This is a genomic window from Lentzea atacamensis, assembly GCF_003269295.1.
Taxonomy (GTDB): domain Bacteria; phylum Actinomycetota; class Actinomycetes; order Mycobacteriales; family Pseudonocardiaceae; genus Lentzea; species Lentzea atacamensis.
The window spans coordinates 1,801,153-1,826,358 of record NZ_QLTT01000001.1; the positions used below are offsets into that span (position 1 = coordinate 1,801,153).

Here is a 25,206-nt window from a genome sequence, read left to right on the forward strand (position 1 = left end):
GATCGACTGATTTCAACCTACCGGAGCAACCGGAGGCCGATCGTCGGACTAGCCCTTCGCACCTCCACGCCCGCGTGGTCGGGCAGCACGTCGTCGAGGAACCCGTACCGCGCCAGCTCCTCGTCCGGCCTCCTGCTCACCGTCCGCCACCAGACCGCGATGTCTCCCCAGCCGGGAGCCGACAGCGAACCGCCGAAGTGCTGCACGGACAGCGCGGCGCACAGGTTCGCGAACCGCACCCTGTGTTCCAGCGGCCACCCGGCCAGAGTGCCCATCACGAACCCGGCGCCAAACACGTCACCGGCTCCCGTCGGGTCGAGCTGCGCGACGTTCAGCCCCGGCACGTCCGCGACCTCACCGGTGGAGCTGTCGACCGCGACCGCGCCACCTCCCCCGCGTGTGACCACCACCACCGGCACGTGCTCGGAAAGCTTGCGCGCCGCGGCCTCCGGCGAGTCGGTGCGCGTGTACCCCTGCGCCTCCACGTGATTCGGGAGGAACACGTCATATCCCTCCAGCCGCCGCAGCAACTCCGGCGACCACGCCCCGGTGCGGTCCCAGCCGATGTCGGCGAAGAGCAGCGCGCCGTTCTCCTTGGCCGTGCGCACCCACTGCTCGTCCTCGGCCTGGATGTGCACGAAGCACGCCCGCGTCGACGGCGGCGGGCAGAAGAGATCGTCCGCGATCACGGGCGCCTTGTGGCCGTGCGTGACCATCGAACGGTCTCGCTCCATCGCCATGGACACAGTCACCGGCGAGTGCCACCCGTAGAAACGCCGGCAATAAGAAAGGTCGACCCCTTCCTGTTCGGACAGCACGTCCCAGCAGAAGTCGCCGTACGCGTCCTCACCGAACGCCGCCGCCAGCGCGGTCCGGAGCTCCAGCCTGCGCAACGCCACCGCGAGGTTCGCGATCCCTCCCGGACACGACCCGAGCCCCTCCGCCCACACCTCTGTCCCCGCGGCCGGCGGGCGCGGCAGGCCGGTGAAGATGATGTCGAGGAAGACCGTGCCGGTGAGCAGCACGTCGAAGTCCGGATCAGCCATGGCACAAACCTTGCCATCCGACACCGGCAACCATGCGCTAGAAACGTCGTCCATGGGGGTTCCGCTCAGGAAGAACGTTCAGTTCCAGCTGCTCTGGTTGGGCGGGACGGTCTCGCAGCTGGGCACGCAGCTCACGACGTACGCGATGCCTCTGCTGATCCTCGCGGTCACCGGATCGTTCTTCTGGGCCGGCGTCATCGCGGGCGTGCGCGCCACGACACTGATCCTCACCCAGATGCCGGCGGGCGTGTGGGTCGACCGCTGGGACCGCGGCAAGGTCCTGGTCTGGAGCCAGACGACGCAGGCCGTGGCCGTCGCTGCGATGGCGGCCAACGTCGTCACCGGCCTCAACTCGATTCCGCTGTTCATCGCGCTGGCCGCCGTGGACGGCGTCTGCACCGCGTTCGCCGGTCCCGCCCGCTCCACCGCGATCAAGGCGGTCGTGCCCCCGGACCAGCTCAGGACCGCCTTCGCCCAGGAGGAGGCACGCGGTCACGTGGCGTGGCTCGCCGGCCCGTCGCTCGGCGCGCTGCTCTACGGGTTCGGCCGCGCTGTCCCGTTCGTCGCGGACGCCGTGACGTTCCTCGTCGCCGCCGTCTGCGCCTGGTTCGCCAAGATCCCGGCCCGCACCGAGCAGCGGCCGCGCGGGCGCGTGCGCCACGACGTCCGCGAGGCCTGGACCTGGCTGTGGCGCCGCCGCGGGATGCGCAACGTCGTGGCGATCTTCCTGACGCTCAACCTGCTCGGGACGGCCTCGATGATCCCGGTCGTCGCCGTGGTCAAGGAACGCGGCGGCCCGGACTGGCTCGTCGGCCTGGTGCTCACCGGCGTCGGCGTCGGCGGTCTGCTCGGGGCACTGATCTCACCCAAGGTCACCCTGAGGTACGACCGGCTCATCGTCGCGGTGCTCACGGTCTTCGGCGTGAGCAACCTGGCGATGGCACTGCCGTTCGGGGCGTGGTGGCCGTTCGTGCCGCTCATGGTCACCGCGATCGCGACACCGCTGCTCAACGTCTCGGTGAGCGCGATCTTCACAGGGCTGGTGCCCGACGACCTGATGGGGCGGATCGACGCGATCCTGACCTTCGCCTCGCGAGCGCTCACGCCGCTCGCACCGGTGCTCGGCGCGTTCCTCGCCGACCTCGCGGGTGGAGCGCTCGCGCTGCTCGTGTTCGGCGCGCTGATCCTGGTCACGGCCCTGGTGGCGGCGTTCACGGATCTCCGGGCGCCAGCTCCGCAACAGTCCTGAGGTGGTCGTTGCGCTGCCGGATGAGCTCGGCCATGTACCGGTCGAGCACGAGACGTTCAGCGAGGCGCCCGAGCGGACCGAGTGGCGCGGCGAACTCGACGACGTCCCGCATGCGCGTGCCGCCCCGCCCGTCCGGCTCGAAGTGATGAGCGTGGTGCCAGCGCCGGAACGGACCCGCGACCTGCTCGTCGACGAAGTGGTGCGGCCGGTCGAGTGCCGTGATGCACGAGGTCATCCGCCAGCGCACACCGAAGTGACCGGCCTGCCACGTCACGGTGTCACCCGGCCCCATCCGGCCGGAGCTGATGCCACCGACGATCCGCTCACCGGAGCCGGCCATCGAGGCGGTGTGCACGTCGACGTCGAGGCTGAGATCGAACACGCGGTGCGGCGGGGCCGCGATACCGGTGATCACCTCGAAGCGGGTCGTGCCTCGAACGCTACGACCGGCGACCTGAGAGCTGCCGGTCGACGATCTCGGCGAGCCGGGACAGTCCACCGGCACGCTCCATGCTCGCGGCGATCCGCCGCGCGCGTACCCGGTAGCGCGGATCGCCGAGCACCGCGCGAACCGCCCGCCCGACGGCAGCAGGCGAGGGCGTCTCGGTCCTGAGCGCACGACCGACACCGGACCACACAACTCGGCCGGCGACCTCCGGCTTGTCCTCTTTACCGCCACTCGTGACGATCGGGACGCCGTGGCGGAGGGCGTACTGGACGCCACCGTAGCCACCGTTGGTGACGTAGACCTGCGTTTTCGGCAGGAGTTCGTCGTAGGGAAGGTACTCAGCGGCACGAGCGTTCGACGGCAACGGCGGAAGGGTGGAGAGCGGCCGGCCCCCGGTGGACACGACGACGAGGACGTCATCATCGGCGAGAGCCGCGAGGCTGGGTTCGATGATCTGCCGGTAGTCGTGGTTGGCGACCGTGCCCTGCGTGACGTGGACGACCGGCCGCGAGCCGTCGAGCTCGTCCCACCAGGACGGCAACGGCGCCTGCGAACCGGAGGCCGAGATGGGGCCGGCGAAGTGCAGGGTGGCGGGTGCGTCGGAGCGCGGGTACTCGAACTCGGGCACGGTGAACTGCACGATCGCCTCGGCGTGCCGGAGCCAGTCCATGATCGGGAACGGCAGCGGGGACCCGTTCAGCTCGTGGTTGATCTCCTGGGCCAGCCGCTCGGCCGCGGTGAAGACCGTGCGCGCGGCGATGTTGGTGAGCAGGGCGTTGCGCAGGCGACCGAGAGGTCCGCGCAGCGGCGTCAGGCCCATGCCGTACGGCGCGGTGTCACGGCTGGAGATCGGGAGCGGGAGCACACCGCACACGACCACCGGTGGCCGCTCGCCGAGCGGCCGGCAGACGAGGAACGCGCCGCCGAGGAACGCCGGCTCGGTGATCACGACGTCGGCCGGCTCGGCCGACTGCGCCGCCTCGATCACCTTGTAATGGGCGCGACCGGGGCGCACGAAGACGTTCTCCAGGTCGAACGCGATCGCCTTCGCCCCCTTGAGCGCTGTGCGCTCGGGGAACGTCACCCCGAAGTCCTGCCGGTCGTCGAAGTCGGCTTCCGCGGGCAGTGCGATGTGCTCCGCACCCGCGGCCTCCACCACCTCGGCGAAACGGGAGCCAGTGATGAACCGGACGCGATCTCCCCGCTGGGTGAAGTAGCGGGCTACGGCCAGAAGTGGCGTGACATGCCCGTGGACGGGCACCGTCGCGATGATGAGGGACGCCATGACGTCACCCGCCTAGGACATTGGGAGCAGTGTTGAAGACTGTCATGCAGTATTAACCTGCATGGGAACGTAGTCAATAATGTCGGACATGACCGAATCAACCCGCCCCTACCGCTCCGAGCTGCGACGGCGGCAGGCGGCGGAAACGCGGCGAAGAGTGGTCGAAGCGGCGGCGGAGCTCTTCAGCCGGCAGGGCTACCAGGCCACGACGTTCGCCCAGCTCGCCACCGCGGCGGGCGTGTCCGTCGAGACCGTGCAGCGCCACGGCCCCAAGTCGGCGCTGCTGCAGGCCGCGCTGGAGCTCGTGTCCTTCGGGGTCGAGGGTGAGACCGACCTGCTCGCCACCGACTTGGGAAAGGCCATGCTGCAGGTGAGCGGCACCGCTGAGCTCGCCGCCCTGATCGGGGACGCGATGCTCGCGATCAACGCTCCGTCGGCAGGCCTCTGGGTGGCGGTCGCCAGCGCGGCGCAGGGCGACGAGGAGCTTCGCGGGTATTACGCCGCCAACCTCGCCCTGCTGCGACGGCAGGTCGAACACGTCTTCCACGTCTTCGCCGAACGCGGCTGGCTGCGCGCGGACGTGCCCTTCGACGACCTCGTCGAAGCCTTCTGCGTGATCACCAGCGTCGAGGCGTACGTGCGGTTCGTCCGGCTGGACGGCAAACCGGACGACACCTACGCGGCGTTCGTGGCGCGCACGGTGGGAGAAACGATTCTCAGCCCTCCTCTGCGATCATCTCCCGCATCCGGGTGAGCGCACGGTGCTGTGCCACCCGCACCGCACCCGGCGTCGACTCCACGGCCAGCGCGACCTCCTCCGCGGACAGCCCCACCGCCACGCGCAGCACCAGGATCTCGCGCTGACGTGCCGGCAGCTTGTGCAGCAGGCGCGTGACCTGGGCCATCATCTCGCCGTTGACCGCGTGCTGCTCCGGGCCGTCGTCGAGCGACGGGCAGTCGGGCAGCTCCGGCACGACCTCGGCGCGGTTGCGGACGGCGCGGCGACGGGCGTCGGCGACCTTGTGGGCGGCGATGCCGTAGACGAACGCGAGGAACGACTGCGGCTCGTAGCGGTACTTGGACAGGGCACCGAGCACCGCGACGCAGACCTCCTGCGCGATGTCCTCGGCCGAGACGAGGGTGCGCTCACGGCCACCAACCCTGGCGCGGCAGTACCTCACGATCAACGGCTGGATCCGGCCGAGCAGGTGCTCGACCGCCCGTCTGTCTCCGTCCAGAGCGGCGTCGACGAGGTCGGTGAACTCGGCTTCGGCGAGCCACTGGTTGGAGACCGGTGCCTGGCGCACCCGACGACGCATGGGCACCGTTGGCTGGTTCCACACCTCCTCTGGATCGAGGACGCCGACACCGCCACCGGTCCGCACGGCTGTGGGTTGGACCATCCCGGCGACCTCCTCCACTACAGCGACACTAGGGGCTTCACAGAAGAAGAGACCGCAGCGAGCCGTCTGATACCGCCTGTCTCCAAGAGGACCACGAAGTCCAGGCGGGTGGGGCAAGCAGCACCCTTTTGGGGTAGAAGGTGGTCCTAACGGCCCAGTCTTTCGGCCATTGCGAATTGCTGAATTCCGAGGTAGCCGACCCGGAACCGGCCTCCGAGCGGGCCGGGTGAAACTCCCGCATCCGGCGGAACGCGTCGTCGAAGCCGAGCTGTGTCACCTCGTCCGAACGGGTGAGGAAGGTGTGCCGCCACCGCTTCGGGGTCTCGGCTCAGTCGTGCCCGAATGACCACGTCCCGGCGGTCCGTGGTCGCGCACCGAGAAGTACGCCGGCCGGTATTCGGCACTGACTGCCTCGATCACCGAGGCGATGACGACGGCGTCGTACTGACCGTGCTCCTCTCGGTAGTCGCCGTCACCCGATCGTGGAGACCCGCGCACCTCGCCCGGTCCAGCGCGGCTCGCCGGTTGAGCGTCAGGTCACGCCGGTACTGTTCGAACTCGTGATCGACCACCTGAGCATCGAGACCGAGGCAGGCACCTTCGACGCCATCGCGTCCGGTCCAGAGGACGGCCGCCCGGTCCTGCTGCTGCACGGCTTCCCCGAGGCCGCCATCGAGTGGGAGCACCAGGTAGCGGTGCTCGGCGCGAACGGCTTCCGCGCCGTCGCCCCCGACCAGCGCGGCTACTCCCCCGGAGTCCGCCCGGAGCAGTCCTCCGAGTACACGGTCACGCACCTCGTCGGCGACGTGATCGCGATGGCCGACGCGCAGGGCTGGTCCACCTTCGACCTCGTCGGGCACGACTGGGGTGGCGCTGTCGCGTGGTGGACGGCGATCGACCACCCGGACCGTCTCCGCACCTTGAGCGTGTTCTCCACACCGCACCCCGGCGCGCTGAAGACCGCGCTGCGGACCGACGAAGAGCAGCGGATGCGGTCCCAGTACATGCTCGACTGGCGCGAACGCAGCACCGAGCGCCGCATGCTGGAGAACAACGCGCACGCCCTGCGGCAGATGTTCGAGTACCGGATCCGGCCGTCGCACGTGGACGAGTACATCCAGCGCCTGTCCGAGCCGGGCGCGCTCTCGGCCGCCTTGAACTGGTACCGCGCGGGCAAGCCGTCCGGCGCCGCAGACAAGGTGGCCGTCAAGACGATGTACGTCTGGAGCACCGAGGACGTCGCGTTCGGATCGGTGGCCGCGTTCGAGACCGAGAAGTGGTGCACCGGGCCCTACCGGTTCGAGATGGTCGAGGACGTGAGCCACTGGATTCCCGAGGAGATCCCGGAGGCGGCGAGCTCCCTTCTCCTCGAACACCTCTCCTAAACCTGGTTTTCCGGTTGCGGCAGTTGCCGGAACCGGAAGCCGTTCTGCCTGGTCGCCGGTCCAGCCCTCTCGTTACGTTCGATTCAGCGCGCTGCCATGAAGATCCCTCAACGAGAGAGGCAGAACCATGTACGAGACGCCGCAGCTGATCGACCTGGGCACCTTCGAAGCGCAGACGGGCCTGCTCCAGAGGAACGGCAACGACCGGCTGATCTTCAGCAAGAACTGACGCGACACCACCGCGAATGCCTGATCAGGCCTCGCGGGGTCACGGCGAGTCGCACTTCGTGGTCCTACCCGACCACGAAGCCGCGCTCGCCGTGGCCCGTCGCTTGTGTGCGCCGGGGTTCCGATCGCTGCAGCACGCGTCGGGACGTCCGTGGCTCGCCGGCCGGTGGCGCGACGACGAGATCGTCGCCGCGGCAGCGGGTGACGCCCGGCTGGCGGTGATCGGCTGGTGCCCGGTCAGCGTCGCGGAACTGGAACGCGCGGCCGCCGGCCTGCGCGACCTCACCCACCTCGACGAGCTCGCCCGCAGGCTGCCGGGCAGCTTCCACCTCGTCGCGTCGCTCGGCGGGCGGTGCCGCGTCCAGGGCACGGCGTCCGGGCTGCGGCTGGTGTTCCACCGCCGGATCGGCGAGGTCGTGGTCGCGGCCGACCGTGCGGACCTGCTGGCCCAGGACTCCCCTGTGGACGAACGGGGCCTGGTCGTGCGACTGCTCTTCCCCACGCCGCACCCGTTGCTGGAACGGACGATGTGGCGCGATGTGGAATGTGTACCGCCCGGCAGCGCGTTGCTGGTCGACGGCGGCCGCGCCCGGTTGACCCGGTGGTGGCGCGACCCGGAACCGGTGCGCGGCATCGCGGAGTCCGTCCCGTTGATCAGGGACGCCCTCGCCACCGCGGTCGACGTCCGCACGCGAGCAGGCGGCACCGTCGCGTGCGATCTCTCCGGTGGGCTGGACTCCACGTCGATCACGTTCCTCGCGGCCAGGTCGGACGCGCGGATCGTGGCCAGCACCTGGCCCGCGCTGGACCCGGTGGACGAGGACGTGGCCTGGGCACGGCGAGCCGCGGCGCACCTGCCGATGGTCGAGCACGTCGTGTGGCCGGCCGAACGCATCCCGCTGGTGTACGAGAACCTGCTCGGCATCGACGACCCGATGGACGAGCCCACCATCGGGATGATGGACCGCCAGCGCCTGCTGGAGGACCTGAAAGGCTTGGCGGAGAAGGGAAGCCGGGTCCGGCTGACCGGCATCGGCGGAGATCACGTCGCCTGGTGCTCCGAAGCGCACTACCACCCGTTGCTGCGCAGGCGGCCGTTGTTCGCGATCCGGCAGCTGCGCGCGTTCCGGGCGCTGTTCGACTGGCCGCTGAAGCCGATGATCTCAGCGCTCGCGGACTCCCGCTCGTACGGTGCGTGGCTCGCGGACGAGGCTGAGCGACTGCGAGCGCCGCGCGACCCGAACGTCATCGGCACACTCGGCTGGGGCACCGGACCGAGGTTGTTCGACTGGGTGACGCCCGAGGCACAGGCGCTCGCCCGCGACACGCTGCTGGACGCCGCCGCGACAGCGGAACCGTTGGGGCGCAACAGAGGCGAGCACGGCGACCTGGAGCCGATCCTGTCCTGCTCGCGCATCATCCGGCAGTGGGAGCAGATGAGTGCGCGGGCGGGACTGCCGATCCAGTCACCGTTCCTGGACGACCGCGTGATCGAGGCGTGCCTGTCGGTGCGGCCGGAGGAACGCGTGACGCCGTGGCGCTACAAGCCCGTGCTCACCGAGGCGATGCGCGGGATCGTGCCGGACGAGTGCCTGGCGCGGACGAACAAGGCGCAGGCGGCGCTGGAGGCCTCGGCCGGCCTGCGCAGGCACCGCGGTGACCTGCTGGAGCTGTGGGAGAGCTCGAAGCTCGCCGACCTGGGCCTGGTCGACCGCCGCAGGCTGACCGAGCTCGCGTTGCGGCCGGACACGCCAGAGCTCCGCACCGGGATCTTGTACTCGACGATCGGCTGCGAGGTGTGGTTGCGCAGCCTGGACAAGGGAGCAGAACATGCGGTTGCGGGCTGACGTTTCCGTGGCGGACACCGACTACGGCCAGGTGCTGCTCGACGAGCGCAGCGGCCGGTACTGGCAGCTCAACCCGACCGGCGTGGCCGTGGTGCGGGCGTTGCTCGAGGGGGCCGACGAGAACGCGGCCGTCGCGGCGCTCACCTCCGCGTACGAGGTGGACGAGGCACGGGCGCGGCAGGACGTGTCGGCCCTGGTGGCGGGGCTGCGGACCGCGGGCCTGGTGACGACGTGACCACACCCTCGTCACTCAGCCGCCCCACCGGCGTCCCGCTCCGCCGCCGCATCGCGGCCCGCCTGGCGGTCACGGCCGCCACCCCGCTGGCCCACCTCAAGCCGCGCACCCTGCGCCGGATCCTGAGCCTCCTCCGCCGAGGCGCCAAACCCGCCCCCTACGACACCGCCAAAGCGGCACGGGACGCCGTGCTGGCGGTGAGCCTGCGGTGCCTCGGCCCGCAGGGTTGCCTGCCGAGGTCCGTCGCCGTGGCACTGCTGTGCCGGATGTCGGGCACGTGGCCGACGTGGTGTGCCGGCGTGCGCGTGATGCCGCCGTTCGGGGCGCACGCCTGGGTCGAGGCGGACGGCGTGCCCGTCGACGAGAACCTGCCCGCTCAGTACTTCCGTCCCCTGATGACGGTATGAGGACGCTCGACCTGCTGCGGCTGGCCTCCGGGCACGGGCGCGGTCTCGCACTGGCCGTGACGGCGACGCTGGTCGCGGCCGGACTCGGACTGCTCCAGCCCCAGTTGCTGCGTGCCGCCGTCGACTCGGCCACGTCGGTGCCGTGGCAGCTGCTCGCGGCGATGGCCGTGTTGTTCCTCGCGCAGGCGTGTGTCGACGGTGCGGGGCTGTACCTGTTGGAACGCACCGGGGAACGTGTCGTGCTCGGGGTGCGGCGCAGGCTGGTGGCCCGGTTGTTGCGGCTGCGGATGAAGGCGTTCGACGAGCACCGGGTGGGCGACCTGATGTCGCGGGTCAGCGTCGACACGACGGTGTTGCGCGAGGTCGTCTCCACCGCGTCGGTCCAGCTGATCACCGGCACGCTCACGGGCGTCGGCACCGTGGTGCTGATGGTGCTGATCGACCCGGTGTTGTTCCTGTGGGTGGGCACGACCGTCGTGGTCGCCGCCGTGGTCGTCTACTCGCTGGTCGGCAGGCTTCGTGCCGCCGGTGAGCAGATGCAACGCGGCGTCGGTGACATGACCGCGGAACTGGAGCGCGCGCTCGGGGCGTTGCGCACCGTGCGCGCGTGCCGGGCGGAGGAACGCGAAGAGGAGCTGATCGGGCGACGTGCCGAGCAGGCGTGCGCGGCCGGGGTGCGGGCCGCGCGGATCACGTCGGTGATGAGCCCCGCCGTCGAACTGGCGATGCGCGGGTCGCTGCTCGTGGTGCTGCTCGTCGGCGGCACGCGGGTCGCGAGGGACGCGGCGTCGGTCGGCGACCTGATGGCGTTCCTGCTCTACGCGACCTACCTGATCATCCCCTTCACCTCGGTGCTGCAGGGCATCGGGCTGCTGCAGAAGGGCATGGGCGCGCTCGGCAGGGTCGCCGAGGTGCAGGAGCTGCCGGTCGAGGGCACCGCGGGCGGCGTGGTGCCCGAGTGTGCGGGGATCAGGCTGGAGTTCCGCGACGTCTGGTTCCGCTACCGGGACCGCCCGGTGCTGCGCGGTGTCTCGTTCACCGTCGAGCCGCGGTCGCACGTCGCGCTGGTCGGGCTGTCCGGTGCCGGCAAGTCGACCCTGTTTTCGCTGATCGAGCGGTTCTACGAACCCGATTCCGGAGCTCTGCTCGCAAACGGGATCGACATTCGGAACTTTTCCCGTGACCAATGGCGTGCACGAATTGCGCTGGTCGATCAGGACTCGACAGTTCTCAACGGCACACTCCGTGACAATCTCAGTTACGCAGCGCCGCATTCGTCCGATCACGATCTTCACGAAGTACTGGAACTCGCGAATCTCACCGAACTCGTCGAGCGGCTTCCGGACGGACTGGACACACCATTGGGTGAACGCGGACGAGCGTTGTCCGGCGGGGAACGTCAGCGCATCGCACTGGCCAGGGCTCTGCTGACCCAGCCTGACCTGCTCCTTCTCGACGAGCCCACCGCCCATCTCGACCCGGTGAACGAACGGGCGCTGCACCGCGCGATTCACCAGGCCGCACAGGAGTGCGCATTGCTGGTGATCGCACACCGGCTGTCGACAATTCGCGAAGCCAACCGGATCGTGGTATTGCGCGCAGGCGAAGTCATTGCCCAGGGCACGCACGACGAGTTGCTCGGGATCAACGGTTTCTACAGCGGGCTGGCGGGGGGCAGATTCGTTGACAATTCTAAGTTGTTCGAGACCGAAATATCCCCTGGATGGAGGTAGGACGTTCGACGCCGTCGATGCGAACATGACTGAGCCGTCAGCATTCGAAAGGAAGGCGAAGTCGTGTTGCAGCGATCTCCATCAGGCCGCACCGAATTCGTCGAGGTCCTTCACGACCGCTCTTCGGTGATGCGCACGCTCGACCACCTCGTGACCAGGTCCGCGGCGGTCAGAGCGGTGCTGTCGAGCCGCGGCGGCATCGACAGCGCCCTGCTCGGCCTCATGAGCAACGCCGCCGACCGAGGCCGCCTGCTGCTCGACCCACCGCTCGCCAGGCACACCGAGACGATCGGGCGCGTGGCACGGCACCACGTGGACATCCGGGTGCACACCCAGCCGGCGCGTCACATGCTGGTCTTCGACGACAGGGCCGCCGTCCTGCCGCTCGACGCGAGCGACCTCAACACCGGCGCCGTGCTGCTGCGCTGCCCGCTCTCCACTCCGTACGGCCAGCTGTTCGAGCTGATGTGGTCGGATGCGGAGACTCTCTCCGAGAACGCTCCGCCGCCCGACGGCCTGACCAGCCGTGAAGCCGAAGTCATCGGACTTCTGCTGAACGGGGCGACAGATCACCAGGTCGCCGCCCGACTCGGCATGAGCAGCCGCACTGTGCGCGCAGTGGTAGCCCATCTGCAACAGCGCTTCGGGACACGATCACGCATGGCGCTCGGCTTCCAGATCGCCAGATCGACGAATTAGGTCTAGACATCGGAGTTCTGACCAAGTTAGGTCGTGGGTGCCGCCGCCTCGGCACGCCCCTTGGAGGGAACACCATGACCACGTCCAGGCGCGACTTCGTCAGACTCGGCGGCGCCGCACTAGCCGGTGGCGTCGCTCTGGGAACCGGTACGGCGTCGGCGAAAGAGCGCATCGACTGGTCGGTCGAGGTCGTCGAGTCGACCATGCGGCAGTTCACGCCGGAGACGCTCGGCGGCTGGGGCTACACGCGCGGGCTCTACCTCTGGGGGCAGTGGCTCGTCTTCCAGCGCACGAAGAACAAGAAGTACTTCGACTACGTCAAGGCGTGGGTGGACCGCTTCGTCGGTCCGGACGGGAAGTTCAACCGGACGTTCACCCACCTCGACTCGATGCGCGCGGGCCAGCTGTTGCCGTTGCTCTACAACGCGACCGGGGACGTGCGGTACCGCGTCGCCTCGACGCAGATCCGCGAGCGTCTGAACACCTACTCGCGCACCAAGGAAGGCGGCTTCTGGCACGCCGAGGGCGGCACGCGCGACTGGCAGAACTGGTCGGACGGCGTCTACATGGTCGTGCCGTTCATCATGCGGCACGGGTACACGTTCGGGGAGAAGGACTGGGCGACCGCCGAGGCGTTGCGGCAGCTCCTCGTCTACGCGAAGAACCTGCAGCACAAGGACGGTCTCTTCCACCACGCGTACGACGAGTCGCGCACGGCCTCGTGGGCGAATCCGGCGACGGGCGTGTCGCCGGAGTTCTGGGGCAGGGCGATGGGCTGGTACGCGATCACGTGCTGCGACGTGCTGGAGGACCTGCCGCGCACCCACCCCGACCGGCCGAAGCTGATCTCGATCCTCGGCAGGCTGATCGCGGCACTCGCACGCCACCAGGACCCGAAGTCCGGGCGCTGGTTCCAGGTCGTGGACAAGGGCTCGAACCCGCGGAACTGGACCGAGACCTCGTGCTCGTCGATGTACTCGATGGCGATCTCACGTGCCGTCGAGCGCGGATATGTGTCGCGCAGGTACGAGGTCGTGGCGCAGCGCGGCTATCGCGGGGTGCTGGAACGCGTGTCGATCAACGCACAGGGCTCCACCGAGATCTCCGAGATCTGCATCGGCACGAACGTCGGTGACCTGCCGTTCTACCTCGCCCGGCCGAGAGCCGTGAACGACCTGCACGGCATCGGGGCGTTCCTCATCATGAGCGAGCAGTTCCAAAGGAGGTAGGTTCGGAGGCATGCGCGTGGCCGGCCTCCTGCTAGCTGCGGGGGCCGGCCGCCGGTTCGGCTCCCCCAAAGCTCTTGTCTCGTTGCACGGCAAGCTTTTTGTCGACTCGGCGGCTGAGCTGTTACGCGCTGCCGGGTGCGAGCCGGTCGTCGTCGTCCTCGGCGCCATGGCGGACGAGGTGCGGGCAAAGGCCTCTTTGGACGGCGTGACCGTCGTCGACAACCCGGACTGGGAGTCCGGCATGGGCTCGTCGCTGCGAACGGGCCTGCACGCGGCCGGCATCGTCGACGCCGTTGTGGTGCTTCCCGTGGACACACCCGGCGTCACCGTCGCCGCCCTGCACCGCCTGATGGAACTCGCCGAGCCGAAAGCGTTGGCACGCGCGGTCTACGACGGCAAGGTCGGACACCCGGTCCTGATCGGCTCCGACCACTTCGCGGGCGTGATGGCGTCGGCAGCGGGCGACCAGGGCGCGCGGGACTACCTCAAAGCCAACACCGTCCGCCACGTCGAATGCGCTGACGTGGCGGACGGTGCTGACGTTGATCGACCGGAAGACCTCAGGCCACGTAACGGCGAAGCTTGATGCCCGACGACACGTTGGACGCGCTCAGCCAGTGGAGCCGGCCGCCCGCGTAGGCCGGATCGGCCACGGCGAACTCGTTGCCACCGGCGCGGTAGCCGACGACCGTGGCGTAGTGGCCGCCGGAGTAGTTGCGGCCGTTCAGGCGGATCACGTTGATCACGACGGCGTGGCCGCGGCTGGCGTTGTAGACGACGTCGGCCTTGAGCTTCTGCAGCAGCTGCGCGTCGGTCGACCACTGCTTGACCTGGTAGTAAGTGGAGCCGGTGTAGTGGTCGAGGGCGCTCTCGAGGTTCTTGATGTTCGGCAGGCCGTTGGTCGTGACCTTCATGTACGAGGCCAGAGTGGACTGTTCGACCTCCTTGCACCGCGCGGTCAGCGCGATGCGGGCGGCGGCAGCGGAACACCAGTAGCCGGTCTTCTGCACCTGGAACTCGTGCGGCAGAACACCTTCACCCTGGATGCCGAGCTCTGCGGCGGCCGGGATGACGGTCTCGCCCGGCGCGGCCAGCGCGACCGGCGCGGTGAAGATGGTCATCGCCACGCCGACGGCGGCGACAGCCCCGGTGATCCTCGCAAGCTTCATCTCTCGTTCCCCCCAGTGGTGGCGCCGAACCCCTGGCGCGGCGCTCGGCGAAAGCTTGCTGGCAGCCCGCGAACACTCGCCACCAGATTCGGCCAAGTCCGAAAAAGCCAGGTAGAAGCACTCAGCCGGTACAAGCCCTGCGGCGCTGTGCCACTCTGCTTGCCGTGTTGCGTGTCCACTTCCCGGCGGAGGACCTGGCGAGGGTGCGCGTCGCCCCTGGTCCCGACCCGATGTGGGAGATCCTGCTGAGCCTGCACGTGCTGCGGCAGCGTTCGGCGACCCCGGTGTTCGGCACGTGGCGCGCGAACGTGCGATCGACCCTGCCCGACGACGCGCGCTGGCTCATGCAGCTGGCGCCGCCCGTCGGCTACTCCCCGACTTCCTGACGCCCACCGCGGGCTCCTGCGCACTCGACGCGGGCATCGACGCCGTCCTGGCGACGCCCGTGGAGTCGTTGCGCGCCGACCTCGCGCAACTGGGCCGCCGGCAACGACTCGACCCGCGCACCAACCTGCTGGCCAGCGGCGACGTGGCCACTTTGGGCTCACTCGGCGAGGCGTTGCGCGCCTACCACCGCCACGCGCTGGCCCCGATCTGGGACGAGATCCGCGCCGTCGTCGACGCGGACCGCGCGGTGCGGGCGAGGTCCTTTCTGGACGGTGACTGCGAGGGCATGCTCTCGGCCATCTCGTGGTCCCCGCCCGTACTGTCGATCGAGTCCCGCTTCCCGCAGCGCGACGTCCACCTGCACGGCCAAGGCCTCGTACTGGTCCCGTCCCACTTCTGCTGGGAACGCCCGATCATGCTCCGCGACCAGCGCCACCCGCCGGTCCTCGTCTACCCGATCGCCCGCGACCTCCACATCACGACCAACGGCAAACGCTCACTGGAGGCGCTCCTGGGCCGCACCCGCGCGGCGGCGCTGGGGGTCATCGCCGGCGGCTGCACGACCACAGAGCTCGCCCGCCGCCTGGGCCTCTCCGCCGCGTCGGCCAGCGCCCACGCCTCGGTCCTGCGCGACGCGGGCCTGGCCGTGGCCCAGCGGCACCGCAACTCCGTCCTGCACACGGCCTCAGCGCTGGGCGTGGAACTCCTCGCCCAGCGCCGCCGCTCCCCACCCGGTCGGATCCTCACCTTCCGGCACCATCGCCAGGGCGTGCCACCGCAGAAGCACCTCCCACCAGCCGGCCTCGACCTCGGTCAACCGGCGCACGGACTCATGGCCTGCGAGGAACGCCGCGTGCACCTCGGCCGGCACCGGCCCCCAGTCGCGGAAGCGGGTCCCGAGCAGGACCGCCGACCGCGCCAGCTCGACGACCCGGTGGTCGAGCGCGATCTCCTCGAAGTCGAGGATCGCGGCAACCTCGCCCCCGGCCCACAGGACGTTGGCGGACCGGAAGTCGCGATGAACGAGCTGCGCCCGCAGCCGCCCGGCAGGCACACCGCCGAGCATCGAGCGCAAGGCCTCCCGCGCCGTCCCGGGCAGGTGCCCGGCGCTGGAGTCGAGCCAGCCGGTGACCCGAGCCGTCAGGGGCAGCGGCGGACCGCCGAACGCGGCAACCCGATCACCGTCGGGATACGCCGCCAACGCGTCCTGCAACCGGGCCAGCACCGCCCCGGCCTCACGCACCTGGCCTGCATCGGTGACGTCGAGCAGCTCACCCTCGACCTCATGCTGCAATCCCATCGAGGCACCGGCCACCTCGACCTGCAGACGCCCGTCCAACGCGGGAACCGGTACCGAAACCGGGATCCCCCGGCCGTCCAGCCACCGCGTGAGCCGCGCGACCTCCACCAGCCGCGCAAACAGCTCCGGCACCACCGACCACTTCGCGATCATCCGCCCTTCCGGCGTACCGACCCACGCCAAGGCGTTGTGGTCGCTGATGACGATCCGCTCGCACGAAAGAACCCGAACACCCCAGTGCTCGCCCAGCGCGGTGGCGACCCAGCGCCCAGCCGCCCGCTCGTCTCCGAAGCCGAATCTGCCCCCAAGCGCACCGAGCGGATCGTGCGCTTCCCACAACATCTCCACCACCGGCGCATGCGATTCAGCCATGCACCCATGACACACGAAACCTAAGGCCGCGTGCGCACCGCCGCCCGCGCACACCCACCGGCGACGACGAGCTGCGCCATCGCCACCCACACCGGCCACAACACGGAGTAGGTGATCGCGAGCGCTATGTGCGTGGCCCCCGCGGTCGTGAAGACCGCCGCCAGCACAACCCAGATGTAGAAGTACCGCCTGATCAAACCCACCTCCGCCCGCCAAGAGTGACCGCACCTGTCATCGCGCGTATCGAGGTTTGTGGTGCTCGGGTTACTGGTGAGCCCACGGCACTTCCGGTACTACTGACCCGCATGACGACCGACACCGTGACCGGCTCCGACTACGGCAACCTCGTGCGCACGCACCTGACACGCGTCGAACAGCACAACGCGGCAGCGCTCGACGACGTGGCCGAGCTCGTGCTGGCCGCCGTACAGGCGGACGGCATGATCCTCACCGCGGGCGCCGGCCACTCCCTGGCGGCGGTCGCCGAAACCTTCTACCGGGCAGGCGGCCTGGCCTGCGTCCGCCCGATCTACCACCCGGAACTGCTCCCGATGCACGGCGCCATCAGCAGCACCGCGGCCGAACGCCGCTCGGGCCTGGCGGGCGAGGTCCTCCGCGAAGCGGGCCTGGCCCCGCACGACGTCCTCTTCGTCTTCTCCACCTCGGGCGTCAACCACTACCCGGTGGAACTGGCCCAGGAGGCCGCCGGGGCAGGCTGCCCGGTAGTCGCCGTCACCTCGGTCACCGCCAGCGCCCAGGCCCCCCGCCGCGCCGGCGCCACCCTCGCCGAGGTGGCCACCGTCGTCCTGGACAACCTCGTCCCGCCCGGCGACTCCACCTACCCGGAACAGGCCCCGGTCACCGCCGCCGTCTCCACCCTCGCCACCACGTTCCTCTGGAACCTGCTGATGGTCCGCCTGGTCGACAAGGCCACCGAAACCGGCGTGCAACTGCCGCTGTGGCGCAGCGCCAACGTGGAAGGAGGCGACGCGGCCAACGCCGACCTGCTCAGGCACTACCAAACCCGCATCCCGCAGCTGGGTTGAGTAGCAATACTCAGCAGCTTTTCAGCGTCTTCGCGTTAGTCTCCCACCGGGGAAAGCACTTACCTGGGGGGACTTCACCAGTGGAGCCGAAAACACGTAGATGGATCCTGATCGGCGGCGCGCTCGCCACAGCCACCACGATCGGTGTGGCGGGCGCACTGCTCTGGAGCCCGGATCCGGTCATCTCGGAAAAGCCGAAGAACCAGGCGAACCAGTCGGTCGAACGACCGGCCGACGTAGCCCTGTCGTTCGTGAACAAGCTGTCCAGCTCCGACGCCGCCGCAGCAGCCCAGCTGACCGACGCACCGGACGCCGCCGCCAAGGCGATCGCCGCCACCAGAACGGGCATGGCCGCCTCCGCCTACCAAGCCCGCCTGGCCGCGACAACACCACCGGCCCCCGACGCCACCACAACGGACCTAACGGCCTCCGTGACGTGGACGATGCCGAGCTCCGCCGTGCTGAAGTACGACGTCAAACTCACCGTGCAGAAGTCCGGCGAAGCCTGGAAGGTCCACTGGACGCCGACGCTGCTCCACCCGCAACTGACCGAGGGCAGCTCCCTCGTCTACCGCGCGGCCCTCGCTGACGGCGCCCTCCTGGGCCGCGACGGCAAACCACTGGTCAAGGGCACCATCCCAGACGGCCTCTACAACACGATCACCGGCCAGACCGGCGATCTCAAAGGCACCGACGGCTGGGAAGTGGGCATCTCCTCCACCGCAGGCTTCACCAAGCTGGACGGCAAGGCCCCAGAAGGCGGCCAAAAGATCACAGTGACGATCGACCCGGCCCGCCAAGCAGCAGCCCAAGCCGCAGTGGACGCCCTCCCGCAGGGCGCGGCCATCGTGGCGATCGAGCCCTCAACCAGCGAGATCCTGGCCGTGGCCCAAAACAAAACCCTGTCCGGCACAAACCCGTTCGTAGGCCGCTACGCCCCGGGCTCAACGATGAAAATCGTGACCGCAGCCGCCGCCATGAACGCAGGCCTCGTCCAAGCCAACACCGCAGTCCCGTGCCCGGCCACCGCCACCATCGGCACCCGCCGCATCAGCAACGCGGGCTTCGGCCACGACTCCCTGCCCTTCCACACGGCCTTCGCCCTCTCCTGCAACACGACCATGGGGGAACTGGGCGCAAAACTCCCACCGAACGCCCTCCCGGACATGGCCAAGCGCTTCGGCCTGGGCGCCGACTGGACCATCACGGGCGCCGACACGAACACCGGCAAAGTCCCCCCGGCCTCCGGCGACCAGCAGGTGGAAAACAGCTTCGGCCAGGGCAACGTGGTAGCCAGCCCGTTCGGCATGGCCCTGGTAGCGGCAACCGTGGTCTCCGGCAAGACCCCCACGCCCACCCTCATGCGAGGCAAGCCGCCGACACCCAACGACGTGGCCGCCGCCCCACCAGCCGCAACCCTCCAGCCTCTCCGCAACATGATGCGAGAGGTGGTAACCACGGGAACGGCCAAACAACTCTCCGGCATCCCGGGCCTGGCGGGCAAAACCGGCACCGCAGAAGCAGGCGGCGGCACAGCCCACGGCTGGTTCGTGGGCTACCAGGGCAACATGGCCTTCGCGGTGTTCGTAGAGAACGCAGGCTCGTCCCAAAGCGCCCTAACCGCCACAGCCGCATTCCTGAAGCGCTGACGGCAACAGCGAGCCCAAGCGAAGCCGAAGGCGAGCAAAGGCGACGGCGAAAGGCGAGCTGCTATCCACAACGCAGGCCGCCGTGGGATGGGCCCCGTCACGCACCGCCGCAAGCACCTACGCAACAGCAAGCCGCCCGCCCAAAGCAACAGGCGTGCCATCTACCTGCGCGTGGCGCTGGCGGGTCTTTGATCAGATTGGCGGGGTCCGGGGCGGAGCCCCGGGAAACCCTCGCAACCGCCGCGTCCGATGCCAACGCGCCCACCTACGGATCCCAAAAGATCAGTACCTCTGCCCAACCTCAGCCGAAGAAAACTTCACAGTCGGATAAACAGCAACAGCAGGCGGCTCAGAGAACTGAGTCCGATAAAGATCCGAATACCGCCCCTCAGCGGCCATCAACTCCGAATGCGTCCCCCGCTCGACAATCTCCCCATGCTCCAACACCAAAATCTGATCAGCAGCCCGAATCGTCGACAACCGGTGAGCGATGACCAACGCAGTCCGCCCCTCCAGCGCCTCGGTCAACGCCTCCTGCACAGCAGCCTCGGACTCGGAATCCAAATGCGCGGTGGCCTCATCCAAGATCACAACCCGAGGCCTGGCCAACAACAACCGGGCGATCGTCAACCGCTGCCGCTCCCCACCGGACAGCCGGTACCCACGCTCCCCGACCACCGTGTCCAACTGATCAGGCAGCGAAGCAACCAGCTCCAGCAACCGAGCCCGCCGCAACGAGTCCCAAAGCTCGTCATCAGACGCCCCGGGTGCCGCGTACTCCAGGTTCGCCCGAATCGTGTCGTGGAACAGATGCCCGTCCTGCGTGACCACCCCGACGGTGGACCGCAAGGACTCGAAGCTGAGATCTCGAACGTCCACATCGGACAGGCGCACAGCACCGGAGTCCACGTCGTACAACCGAGGAACCAACGAGGCGAGCGTCGACTTACCGGCTCCAGAAGACCCGACCACCGCGACGAGCTGCCCGGCCTCAGCCTTGAAACTGATCCCGTGCAACACTTCCTCGCCGCCGCGAGTGTCCAAAGTGGCCACCGACTCCAGCGAGGCCAAGGACACCTTCTCCGCAGACGGGTACGCGAACCGCACGTCGTCGAACTCGACCGACACCGGCCCGTCCGGCACCGCACGGGGGTTTTCCCGTTCCTGGATCATCGGCTTCAGATCCAGCACCTCGAACACCCGCTCGAACGACACCAGCGCCGTCATGATGTCGACCCGAGCGTTGGCCAGCGCGGTCAACGGCGCGTACAGCCGGGTCAGCAGCAGCGCCAGCGACACCACGGTGCCGGCGGCCAGGTGACCGGTCAGCGCCAGGTACCCGCCCAGCCCGTACACCAGAGCCTGAGCCAGTGCCGACACCAGCGTCAGCCCGGTCATGAACCACCGGGTGGCCATGGCGGTTCTGATCCCGATGTCCCGGACCTTGGCGGCCTTGTCGGAGAACTCCGCCTCTTCCCGCTGAGGCCGGCCGAACAGCTTCACCAGCGTCGCCCCCGGCGCCGAGAACCGCTCGGTCGACTGCGTGACCATGGACGCGTTCAGGGCGGAGGCCTCGCGCTGCATGTCCGCCATCCGCCGCCCCATCCGCTTGGCGGGCAGCACGAACACCGGCAGCAGGAGCAGGGCCAGAGCGGTGACCTGCCACGACAGCGTGAACATGACGCCCAGCGACAGCGCGAGCTGGATGATGTTCGTGACGAAGCCGGACAGTGTCGACGTGAAGGCCCGTTGAGCGCCGATCACGTCGTTGTTCAGACGCGACACCAGCGCGCCGGTGCGGGTGCGGGTGAAGAAGGCGACGGGCATCTTCTGCACGTGCCCGAACACGGCGCGGCGCAGGTCGTAGATCAGACCTTCACCGATGCGCGTGGACTGCCATCGCTCGACCACGCCCAAACCGGCGTCGACCACCGCGACCAGGGCGATCACCAGCGCCAGCCAGACCACGACCGACGGCGTGGAGCCGCGCACGATCGCGTCGACCACGCGGCCGGCGAGCAGCGGCGTCGTCACCGCCAGCACTGACGAGATCACCGTCAGCAGCAGGAAGAAGAGGAGCTTCGCGCGGTGCGGCCCCGCAAAGGCCAGCACGCGCCGGAAGGTGCCCCGGCGCACCTTCGAAGGCGCGTCCGAGGTCACCCCCATCATGAATCGCCAGGAGCTGTAGCCGTCCACGCTGACTAGAACAGCACAGGGGTCTGACAATTCCTTCGAATGCGGCTGGCGCAGCGAAAAAGTTCAGCTTTGAGCGGACATGGCCGCGAAGGACTGCAGCCTGCGCAGCTGCGCGGCGCGCTCCAGCGCCAGCTGGTCCGGGAACGACACGCCGGAAGCCGCCGACGCGATCAGCGCCAGCGTCTCCGAGACAGCACCCGGAAGCGGCTTCAGGACAGCGGCCACCAGCGAGTCGACCGCCGCGTTCAGCTCGTCCGCGGGCACGACGGAGTTCGCGAGGCCGATCTGCAGCGCCTCGGCCGCCGGAACCCGGCGGGAGGTCACGCACATCTCGGCCGCGCGCGAGTACCCCACGAGACGCACCAGGGGCAGAGTTCCGCCGAGGTCGGGCACAAGTCCCAGCCCGGTCTCGGCCATGCAGAACTGAGCATCCTCGGCGAGCACGCGGAAGTCGCACGCCAGCGCCAACTGGAAACCCGCGCCGATGGCGTGCCCCTGCACCGCGGCGATCGTCACGCGTGCGGGGTCGCTCAGCCAGGTGAACCCGGCCTGGTACGAAGCGATCTTCGCGTCTGCCTCCGAAGCAGGCAACGACAACATCGCCCCGAGACCGCCGGGTTCGCCGTCGACGGGCTCACCGGTGAACATGCGCCGGTCCAGCCCCGCCGAGAAGGCGCGGCCGGAACCCCGGACGACCACGACACGGACGTCCGGGTCCAGCTGTTCGCCGATGTGCCGCAACGCCTGCCAGGTGGCGGGCGTCTGTGCGTTCAGCACGTCGGGACGATCGAGCGTGATCGTGGCGAGCGGCCCGGAGAGTGCGAGCCGAACGCCACCGCGCTCGAGCACGCCAGCGTCGATAGCGGGCACTGGCATGGTCATTACCTCCGGCGAACTAGAGCTAGTTACCGGAGAGTAGCAGTCTGAGTTGGCTACTTCTTCTTCGTCCGGGTGGCGCCACCGCGACCGCGCAGCGTGACGCCGGATTCCGACAGAACCCGGTGCACGAAGCCGTAGGAACGCCCGGTGCTTTCGGCCAAAGCCCGGATGCTCGCGCCCTTTTCGTACTTCTTCTTCAGGTCAGCGGCCAGCTTGTCCCGTGTGGCGCCGGTGATCCGGGCACCCTTCTTCAGGTCAGCCACCTCGTCCCGCCTTCCGTACGAGCAGGTCGGGCCGTTCTACGGCCCCTGTCGTCGCAATGATCGAACAGGAACCGGCAGAACGCCAGGTGATCAAGCAAAGAGATCGCCGAACGGTCGATTCGATCACACTCAGTTGATCACAGGGTGCGCTCGGTAATCCTTTGACGGGTGGAGATCACGCCAGCTGCACGAGATCGAGGTAGTCCTCGGACCAGTGATCCTCCGTGCCGTCGGGCAAAAGGATGACGCGCTCGGGCTCCAGCGCCTCCACGGCACCGGGGTCGTGCGTCACGAGCACGACCGCGCCCTCGTACCGCCGCAGCGCGTCGAGCACCTGCTCGCGCGAGGCCGGGTCGAGGTTGTTGGTCGGCTCGTCGAGCAGCAGCACGTTCGCGGCCGACGACACCAGACCGGCGAGCGCCAGACGCGTCTTCTCGCCACCGGACAACGTCCCGGCCGGCTGGTCGAGCTGCTCACCGGAGAACAGGAACGTGCCGAGCAACGACCGCAGCCGCTGCTCCTGCTCGTCCGGCGCCATGTGCCGGATGTTCTCCCACACCGACGCGCCGTGGTCGAGCGTCTCGTGCTCCTGCGCGAAGTAGCCGATCTTCAGGCCGTGACCGGGCACGACCTTGCCCGCGTCGGCCTTCTCGCTACCGCCCAGCAACCGCAGCAGCGTCGTCTTGCCGGCACCGTTGAACCCGAGCACGACGACGCGGGAACCCTTGTCGATCGCGAGGTCCACCCCGGTGAAGATCTCGAGCGAGCCGTAGGACTTGCTCAAACCCTCTGCCGTCAAAGGGGTCTTGCCGCACGCGGCGGGCGCGGGGAAGCGGATCTTCGCGACCTTGTCGCTCTGCCGTTCCTCGTCGAGGCCGTCGAGCAGCTTCTGGGCGCGCTTCGCCATGTTCTGCGCCGCAACGGCCTTCGTGGCCTTCGCACCCATCTTGGCGGCCTGCGTCATCAACGCGCCGGCCTTCTTCTCGGCGTTGGCGCGCTCACGGCGGCGGCGCTTCTCGTCCGTCGCGCGGGCTTCGAGGTACTTCTTCCAGCCGAGGTTGTAGATGTCGACCTCGCCGCGCGTCGCGTCGAGGAACCACACCTTGTTCACGACGTCGTCGAGCAGCTCGACGTCGTGCGAGATCACGACGAGGCCGCCGTCGTGCGACTTGAGAAAGCCGCGCAGCCACGTGATCGAGTCGGCGTCGAGGTGGTTGGTCGGCTCGTCGATCAGCAGGATCGTGCTCGACTTGGCGCCGATGCCCGCCTCGGACGCGGCGAACAGGATGCGCGCCAGCTCGACGCGGCGGCGCTGACCGCCCGACAGCGTGCTGAGCGGCTGCGCGAGCACCCTGTCCGGCAGACCGAGGTTCGAGCAGATGCGGGCGGCCTCGGACTCGGCGGCGTACCCGCCGAGCGCGGCGAAGCGCTCCTCGAGCTTGCCGTACTTGGTGACGGCTGTGTCGAGCTCGTCGGGGTCGACCAGCTCCGCCATCTTCGACTGGGCCTTCTCCATGTCACGGAGCAGCTGGTCGAGCCCGCGCGCGGACAGCACGCGGTCCTTGGCGATGACGGACAGGTCGCCCTCGCGGGGGTCCTGCGGCAGGTAGCCGAGCTCGCCCTTGCGCGTGATGGCACCGCCGTAGGGCTGGCCCTCGCCCGCGAGAACGCGCAGCGAGGTGGTCTTGCCGGCACCGTTGCGGCCAACGAGGCCGATGCGGTCGCCGGGCTGAACGCGCAGGTTGGCGCCGCTCACGAGAATGCGTGAGCCAGCGCGCAACTCCATGTCGGTTGCGGTGATCAAGAGAAACTCCGAGTAGAAATGTTCCGGGCACGGCAAAGGTCGGCACGTCCGGGTCGGCCTACTCCAGGAGGATCACGCGGACCAGTCTACGGGTTCGCGACCAACGAATTTCCCACCTGTGTCCAGACGCATAGATTCCCGGCCATGAGCGAAGACTTCTCAGGCAAGGCGGCCCTGGTCACCGGCGCCTCCCGCGGCATCGGCCTCGGCATCGCACGCGAGCTGCTCTCCCGCGGCGCCGCGGTCACGATCACCGGCCGCAAGGCCGACCAGCTGGCAGAGGCCGCGGCGAAGCTGACGTCCGACACGGGTGGCCGAGTGCTGGCCCTGCAGGGCAACGCGGGCGACGAGGCGTCCCGCGAGGAGGTCGTGGCGCGCACGGTCGAGGAGTTCGGCAGCCTCGACGTGCTCGTCAACAACGCGGGCATCAACCCGCAGTTCGGTTTCCTGATGGACGCCGACCTCAACGCCGTCCGGAAGATCTTCGACGTCAACGTGGTGGCAGCGCTCGGTTTCACGCAGCTCGCCTGGAAGTCGTGGATGGGCGAGCACGGCGGCGCGGTCGTGAACATCGCGTCGGTGGGCGGCATCCGGTCCACCGGCGTGATCGGCGCGTACGGGGCGTCGAAGGCGGCGCTGATCCGCCTCACCGAGGAACTGGCGTGGCAGCTCGGCCCGAAGGTGCGCGTGAACGCCGTCGCCCCCGCCGTGGTGAAGACGAAGTTCGCGGAGGCGCTGTGGTCCGGGCGCGAGGAGGAAGGAACGCGGGCGTACCCGATGAAGCGGTTCGGCAACCCTGAGGACGTCGCTTCGCTCGTGGCGTTCCTGTGCTCGAACGCCGCTTCGTGGATCACGGGTGAGACGGTGCGCGTCGACGGCGGGCTTCTCGCCACGGGCACCGCGGGCTGAGCCACGCTCACGCAGGGGTCCCCCTCAGGGGGTCCCCT

At 69.1% G+C, this 25,206-nt stretch carries 27 protein-coding genes; 15 read left to right on the plus strand and 12 right to left on the minus strand.

The features are described 5' to 3' along the window. Positions 1-17 precede the first annotated feature (17 nt). Positions 18-1,046, minus strand: coding sequence for a PfkB family carbohydrate kinase (locus tag C8D87_RS08530; RefSeq protein ID WP_112226150.1), 1,029 nt, complete (start codon positions 1,044-1,046; stop codon positions 18-20). A gap of 52 nt (positions 1,047-1,098) precedes the next feature. Between C8D87_RS08530 and C8D87_RS08535 the strand changes: the two genes are divergently transcribed. Next, positions 1,099-2,295 (plus strand): MFS transporter, encoded by a 1,197-nt coding sequence (locus tag C8D87_RS08535; protein ID WP_170166355.1) that lies wholly within the window; start codon positions 1,099-1,101, stop codon positions 2,293-2,295. On the opposite strand, the gene C8D87_RS08540 is transcribed toward C8D87_RS08535, so the two are convergent. Then, positions 2,258-2,710, minus strand: a complete 453-nt coding sequence (locus C8D87_RS08540) for an SRPBCC family protein (RefSeq protein WP_233441983.1) — start codon at positions 2,708-2,710, stop codon at positions 2,258-2,260. The genes C8D87_RS08535 and C8D87_RS08540 overlap by 38 nt on opposite strands. Before the next feature lie 25 nt (positions 2,711-2,735). Further along, positions 2,736-4,028 carry a glycosyltransferase gene (locus C8D87_RS08545; RefSeq protein WP_112226152.1) on the minus strand — a complete coding sequence of 431 codons (1,293 nt, stop codon included), beginning with the start codon at positions 4,026-4,028 and terminating at the stop codon, positions 2,736-2,738. Between the two features lie 88 nt (positions 4,029-4,116). On the opposite strand from C8D87_RS08545, the gene C8D87_RS08550 reads away from it, so the two are divergent. Then, positions 4,117-4,782, plus strand: a complete 666-nt coding sequence (locus tag C8D87_RS08550; protein WP_112226351.1) for a TetR/AcrR family transcriptional regulator — start codon at positions 4,117-4,119, stop codon at positions 4,780-4,782. On the opposite strand, the gene shbA is transcribed toward C8D87_RS08550, so the two are convergent. Continuing rightward, a complete protein-coding gene (shbA, locus tag C8D87_RS08555) occupies positions 4,745-5,431 on the minus strand; it encodes an RNA polymerase sigma factor ShbA (protein ID WP_233439415.1) in 687 nt (228 codons plus the stop codon). The two genes, C8D87_RS08550 and shbA, sit on opposite strands and share 38 nt — an antisense overlap. A gap of 560 nt (positions 5,432-5,991) precedes the next feature. On the opposite strand from shbA, the gene C8D87_RS08560 reads away from it, so the two are divergent. The 9 genes from C8D87_RS08560 (at position 5,992) to C8D87_RS08600 (ending at position 13,780) form a co-directional block, all read left to right on the plus strand. Continuing rightward, positions 5,992-6,816, plus strand: a complete 825-nt coding sequence (locus C8D87_RS08560) for an alpha/beta fold hydrolase (RefSeq protein ID WP_112226352.1) — start codon at positions 5,992-5,994, stop codon at positions 6,814-6,816. 127 nt (positions 6,817-6,943) lie between these two features. Continuing rightward, the gene (locus C8D87_RS08565; protein ID WP_109635407.1) at positions 6,944-7,045 is read left to right on the plus strand and encodes a keywimysin-related RiPP; all 102 of its coding nucleotides are present in this window, start codon (positions 6,944-6,946) and stop codon (positions 7,043-7,045) included. A 16-nt stretch (positions 7,046-7,061) separates the two neighbouring features. After that, positions 7,062-8,891 carry a lasso peptide isopeptide bond-forming cyclase gene (locus tag C8D87_RS08570; protein ID WP_112226153.1) on the plus strand — a complete coding sequence of 610 codons (1,830 nt, stop codon included), beginning with the start codon at positions 7,062-7,064 and terminating at the stop codon, positions 8,889-8,891. After that, positions 8,875-9,126 (plus strand): lasso peptide biosynthesis PqqD family chaperone, encoded by a 252-nt coding sequence (locus tag C8D87_RS08575; protein WP_109635403.1) that lies wholly within the window; start codon positions 8,875-8,877, stop codon positions 9,124-9,126. The genes C8D87_RS08570 and C8D87_RS08575 overlap by 17 nt, the downstream gene beginning before the upstream one ends. Next, positions 9,123-9,533 (plus strand): lasso peptide biosynthesis B2 protein, encoded by a 411-nt coding sequence (locus C8D87_RS08580; RefSeq protein WP_109635401.1) that lies wholly within the window; start codon positions 9,123-9,125, stop codon positions 9,531-9,533. The genes C8D87_RS08575 and C8D87_RS08580 overlap by 4 nt, the downstream gene beginning before the upstream one ends. Beyond that, positions 9,530-11,266 carry an ABC transporter ATP-binding protein gene (locus tag C8D87_RS08585; RefSeq protein ID WP_112226154.1) on the plus strand — a complete coding sequence of 579 codons (1,737 nt, stop codon included), beginning with the start codon at positions 9,530-9,532 and terminating at the stop codon, positions 11,264-11,266. Before C8D87_RS08580 ends, C8D87_RS08585 begins: the two co-directional genes overlap by 4 nt. 129 nt (positions 11,267-11,395) lie before the next feature. Next, complete coding sequence (locus C8D87_RS08590; RefSeq protein WP_112226155.1) at positions 11,396-11,965, plus strand: helix-turn-helix transcriptional regulator; 570 nt, start codon at positions 11,396-11,398, stop codon at positions 11,963-11,965. A gap of 74 nt (positions 11,966-12,039) precedes the next feature. Further along, positions 12,040-13,194, plus strand: a complete 1,155-nt coding sequence (locus tag C8D87_RS08595) for a glycoside hydrolase family 88/105 protein (RefSeq protein WP_112226156.1) — start codon at positions 12,040-12,042, stop codon at positions 13,192-13,194. Between the two features lie 10 nt (positions 13,195-13,204). Continuing rightward, positions 13,205-13,780 (plus strand): nucleotidyltransferase family protein, encoded by a 576-nt coding sequence (locus C8D87_RS08600; RefSeq protein ID WP_112226157.1) that lies wholly within the window; start codon positions 13,205-13,207, stop codon positions 13,778-13,780. Here the strand turns inward: C8D87_RS08600 and C8D87_RS08605 are convergent. Then, positions 13,755-14,363 carry a C39 family peptidase gene (locus C8D87_RS08605; RefSeq protein WP_112226158.1) on the minus strand — a complete coding sequence of 203 codons (609 nt, stop codon included), beginning with the start codon at positions 14,361-14,363 and terminating at the stop codon, positions 13,755-13,757. The genes C8D87_RS08600 and C8D87_RS08605 overlap by 26 nt on opposite strands. Before the next feature lie 164 nt (positions 14,364-14,527). Between C8D87_RS08605 and C8D87_RS46825 the strand changes: the two genes are divergently transcribed. Next, on the plus strand, positions 14,528-14,749 hold the full coding sequence (locus C8D87_RS46825; protein WP_215732214.1) for a hypothetical protein: 222 nt from the start codon (positions 14,528-14,530) through the stop codon (positions 14,747-14,749). Between the two features lie 451 nt (positions 14,750-15,200). On the opposite strand, the gene C8D87_RS46830 is transcribed toward C8D87_RS46825, so the two are convergent. The 3 genes from C8D87_RS46830 to C8D87_RS45770 are packed head-to-tail and all read right to left on the minus strand — an operon-like array spanning position 15,201 to position 16,619. Continuing rightward, the gene (locus C8D87_RS46830; protein WP_215732215.1) at positions 15,201-15,431 is read right to left on the minus strand and encodes a hypothetical protein; all 231 of its coding nucleotides are present in this window, start codon (positions 15,429-15,431) and stop codon (positions 15,201-15,203) included. A gap of 4 nt (positions 15,432-15,435) precedes the next feature. After that, positions 15,436-16,422, minus strand: a complete 987-nt coding sequence (locus tag C8D87_RS08615; protein ID WP_112226353.1) for a phosphotransferase — start codon at positions 16,420-16,422, stop codon at positions 15,436-15,438. A 20-nt stretch (positions 16,423-16,442) separates the two neighbouring features. Next, positions 16,443-16,619 (minus strand): hypothetical protein, encoded by a 177-nt coding sequence (locus tag C8D87_RS45770; RefSeq protein ID WP_215732216.1) that lies wholly within the window; start codon positions 16,617-16,619, stop codon positions 16,443-16,445. A gap of 108 nt (positions 16,620-16,727) precedes the next feature. Here C8D87_RS45770 and C8D87_RS08625 point away from each other — a divergent pair, with 108 nt between their 5' ends. Both C8D87_RS08625 and C8D87_RS08630 read left to right on the plus strand, forming a co-directional pair. Then, on the plus strand, positions 16,728-17,468 hold the full coding sequence (locus tag C8D87_RS08625; protein WP_109635383.1) for an SIS domain-containing protein: 741 nt from the start codon (positions 16,728-16,730) through the stop codon (positions 17,466-17,468). 80 nt (positions 17,469-17,548) lie between these two features. Further along, a complete protein-coding gene (locus tag C8D87_RS08630) occupies positions 17,549-19,117 on the plus strand; it encodes a penicillin-binding transpeptidase domain-containing protein (RefSeq protein ID WP_170166356.1) in 1,569 nt (522 codons plus the stop codon). A gap of 282 nt (positions 19,118-19,399) precedes the next feature. Here C8D87_RS08630 and C8D87_RS08635 read toward each other — a convergent pair whose 3' ends face one another. The 4 genes from C8D87_RS08635 to C8D87_RS08650 form a co-directional block, all read right to left on the minus strand. Beyond that, complete coding sequence (locus tag C8D87_RS08635; RefSeq protein WP_112226354.1) at positions 19,400-21,286, minus strand: ABC transporter ATP-binding protein; 1,887 nt, start codon at positions 21,284-21,286, stop codon at positions 19,400-19,402. Between the two features lie 90 nt (positions 21,287-21,376). Continuing rightward, positions 21,377-22,189: an enoyl-CoA hydratase/isomerase family protein gene (locus tag C8D87_RS08640; RefSeq protein ID WP_112226355.1), complete on the minus strand. Its 813-nt coding sequence runs from the start codon at positions 22,187-22,189 to the stop codon at positions 21,377-21,379. Between the two features lie 56 nt (positions 22,190-22,245). After that, the gene (locus C8D87_RS08645) at positions 22,246-22,455 is read right to left on the minus strand and encodes a helix-turn-helix domain-containing protein (protein WP_030473247.1); all 210 of its coding nucleotides are present in this window, start codon (positions 22,453-22,455) and stop codon (positions 22,246-22,248) included. Between the two features lie 175 nt (positions 22,456-22,630). Further along, positions 22,631-24,259, minus strand: a complete 1,629-nt coding sequence (locus tag C8D87_RS08650; RefSeq protein WP_112226161.1) for an ABC-F family ATP-binding cassette domain-containing protein — start codon at positions 24,257-24,259, stop codon at positions 22,631-22,633. 144 nt (positions 24,260-24,403) lie between these two features. Here C8D87_RS08650 and C8D87_RS08655 point away from each other — a divergent pair, with 144 nt between their 5' ends. Then, on the plus strand, positions 24,404-25,168 hold the full coding sequence (locus C8D87_RS08655; protein ID WP_112226162.1) for an SDR family oxidoreductase: 765 nt from the start codon (positions 24,404-24,406) through the stop codon (positions 25,166-25,168). Positions 25,169-25,206: the final 38 nt, after the last annotated feature.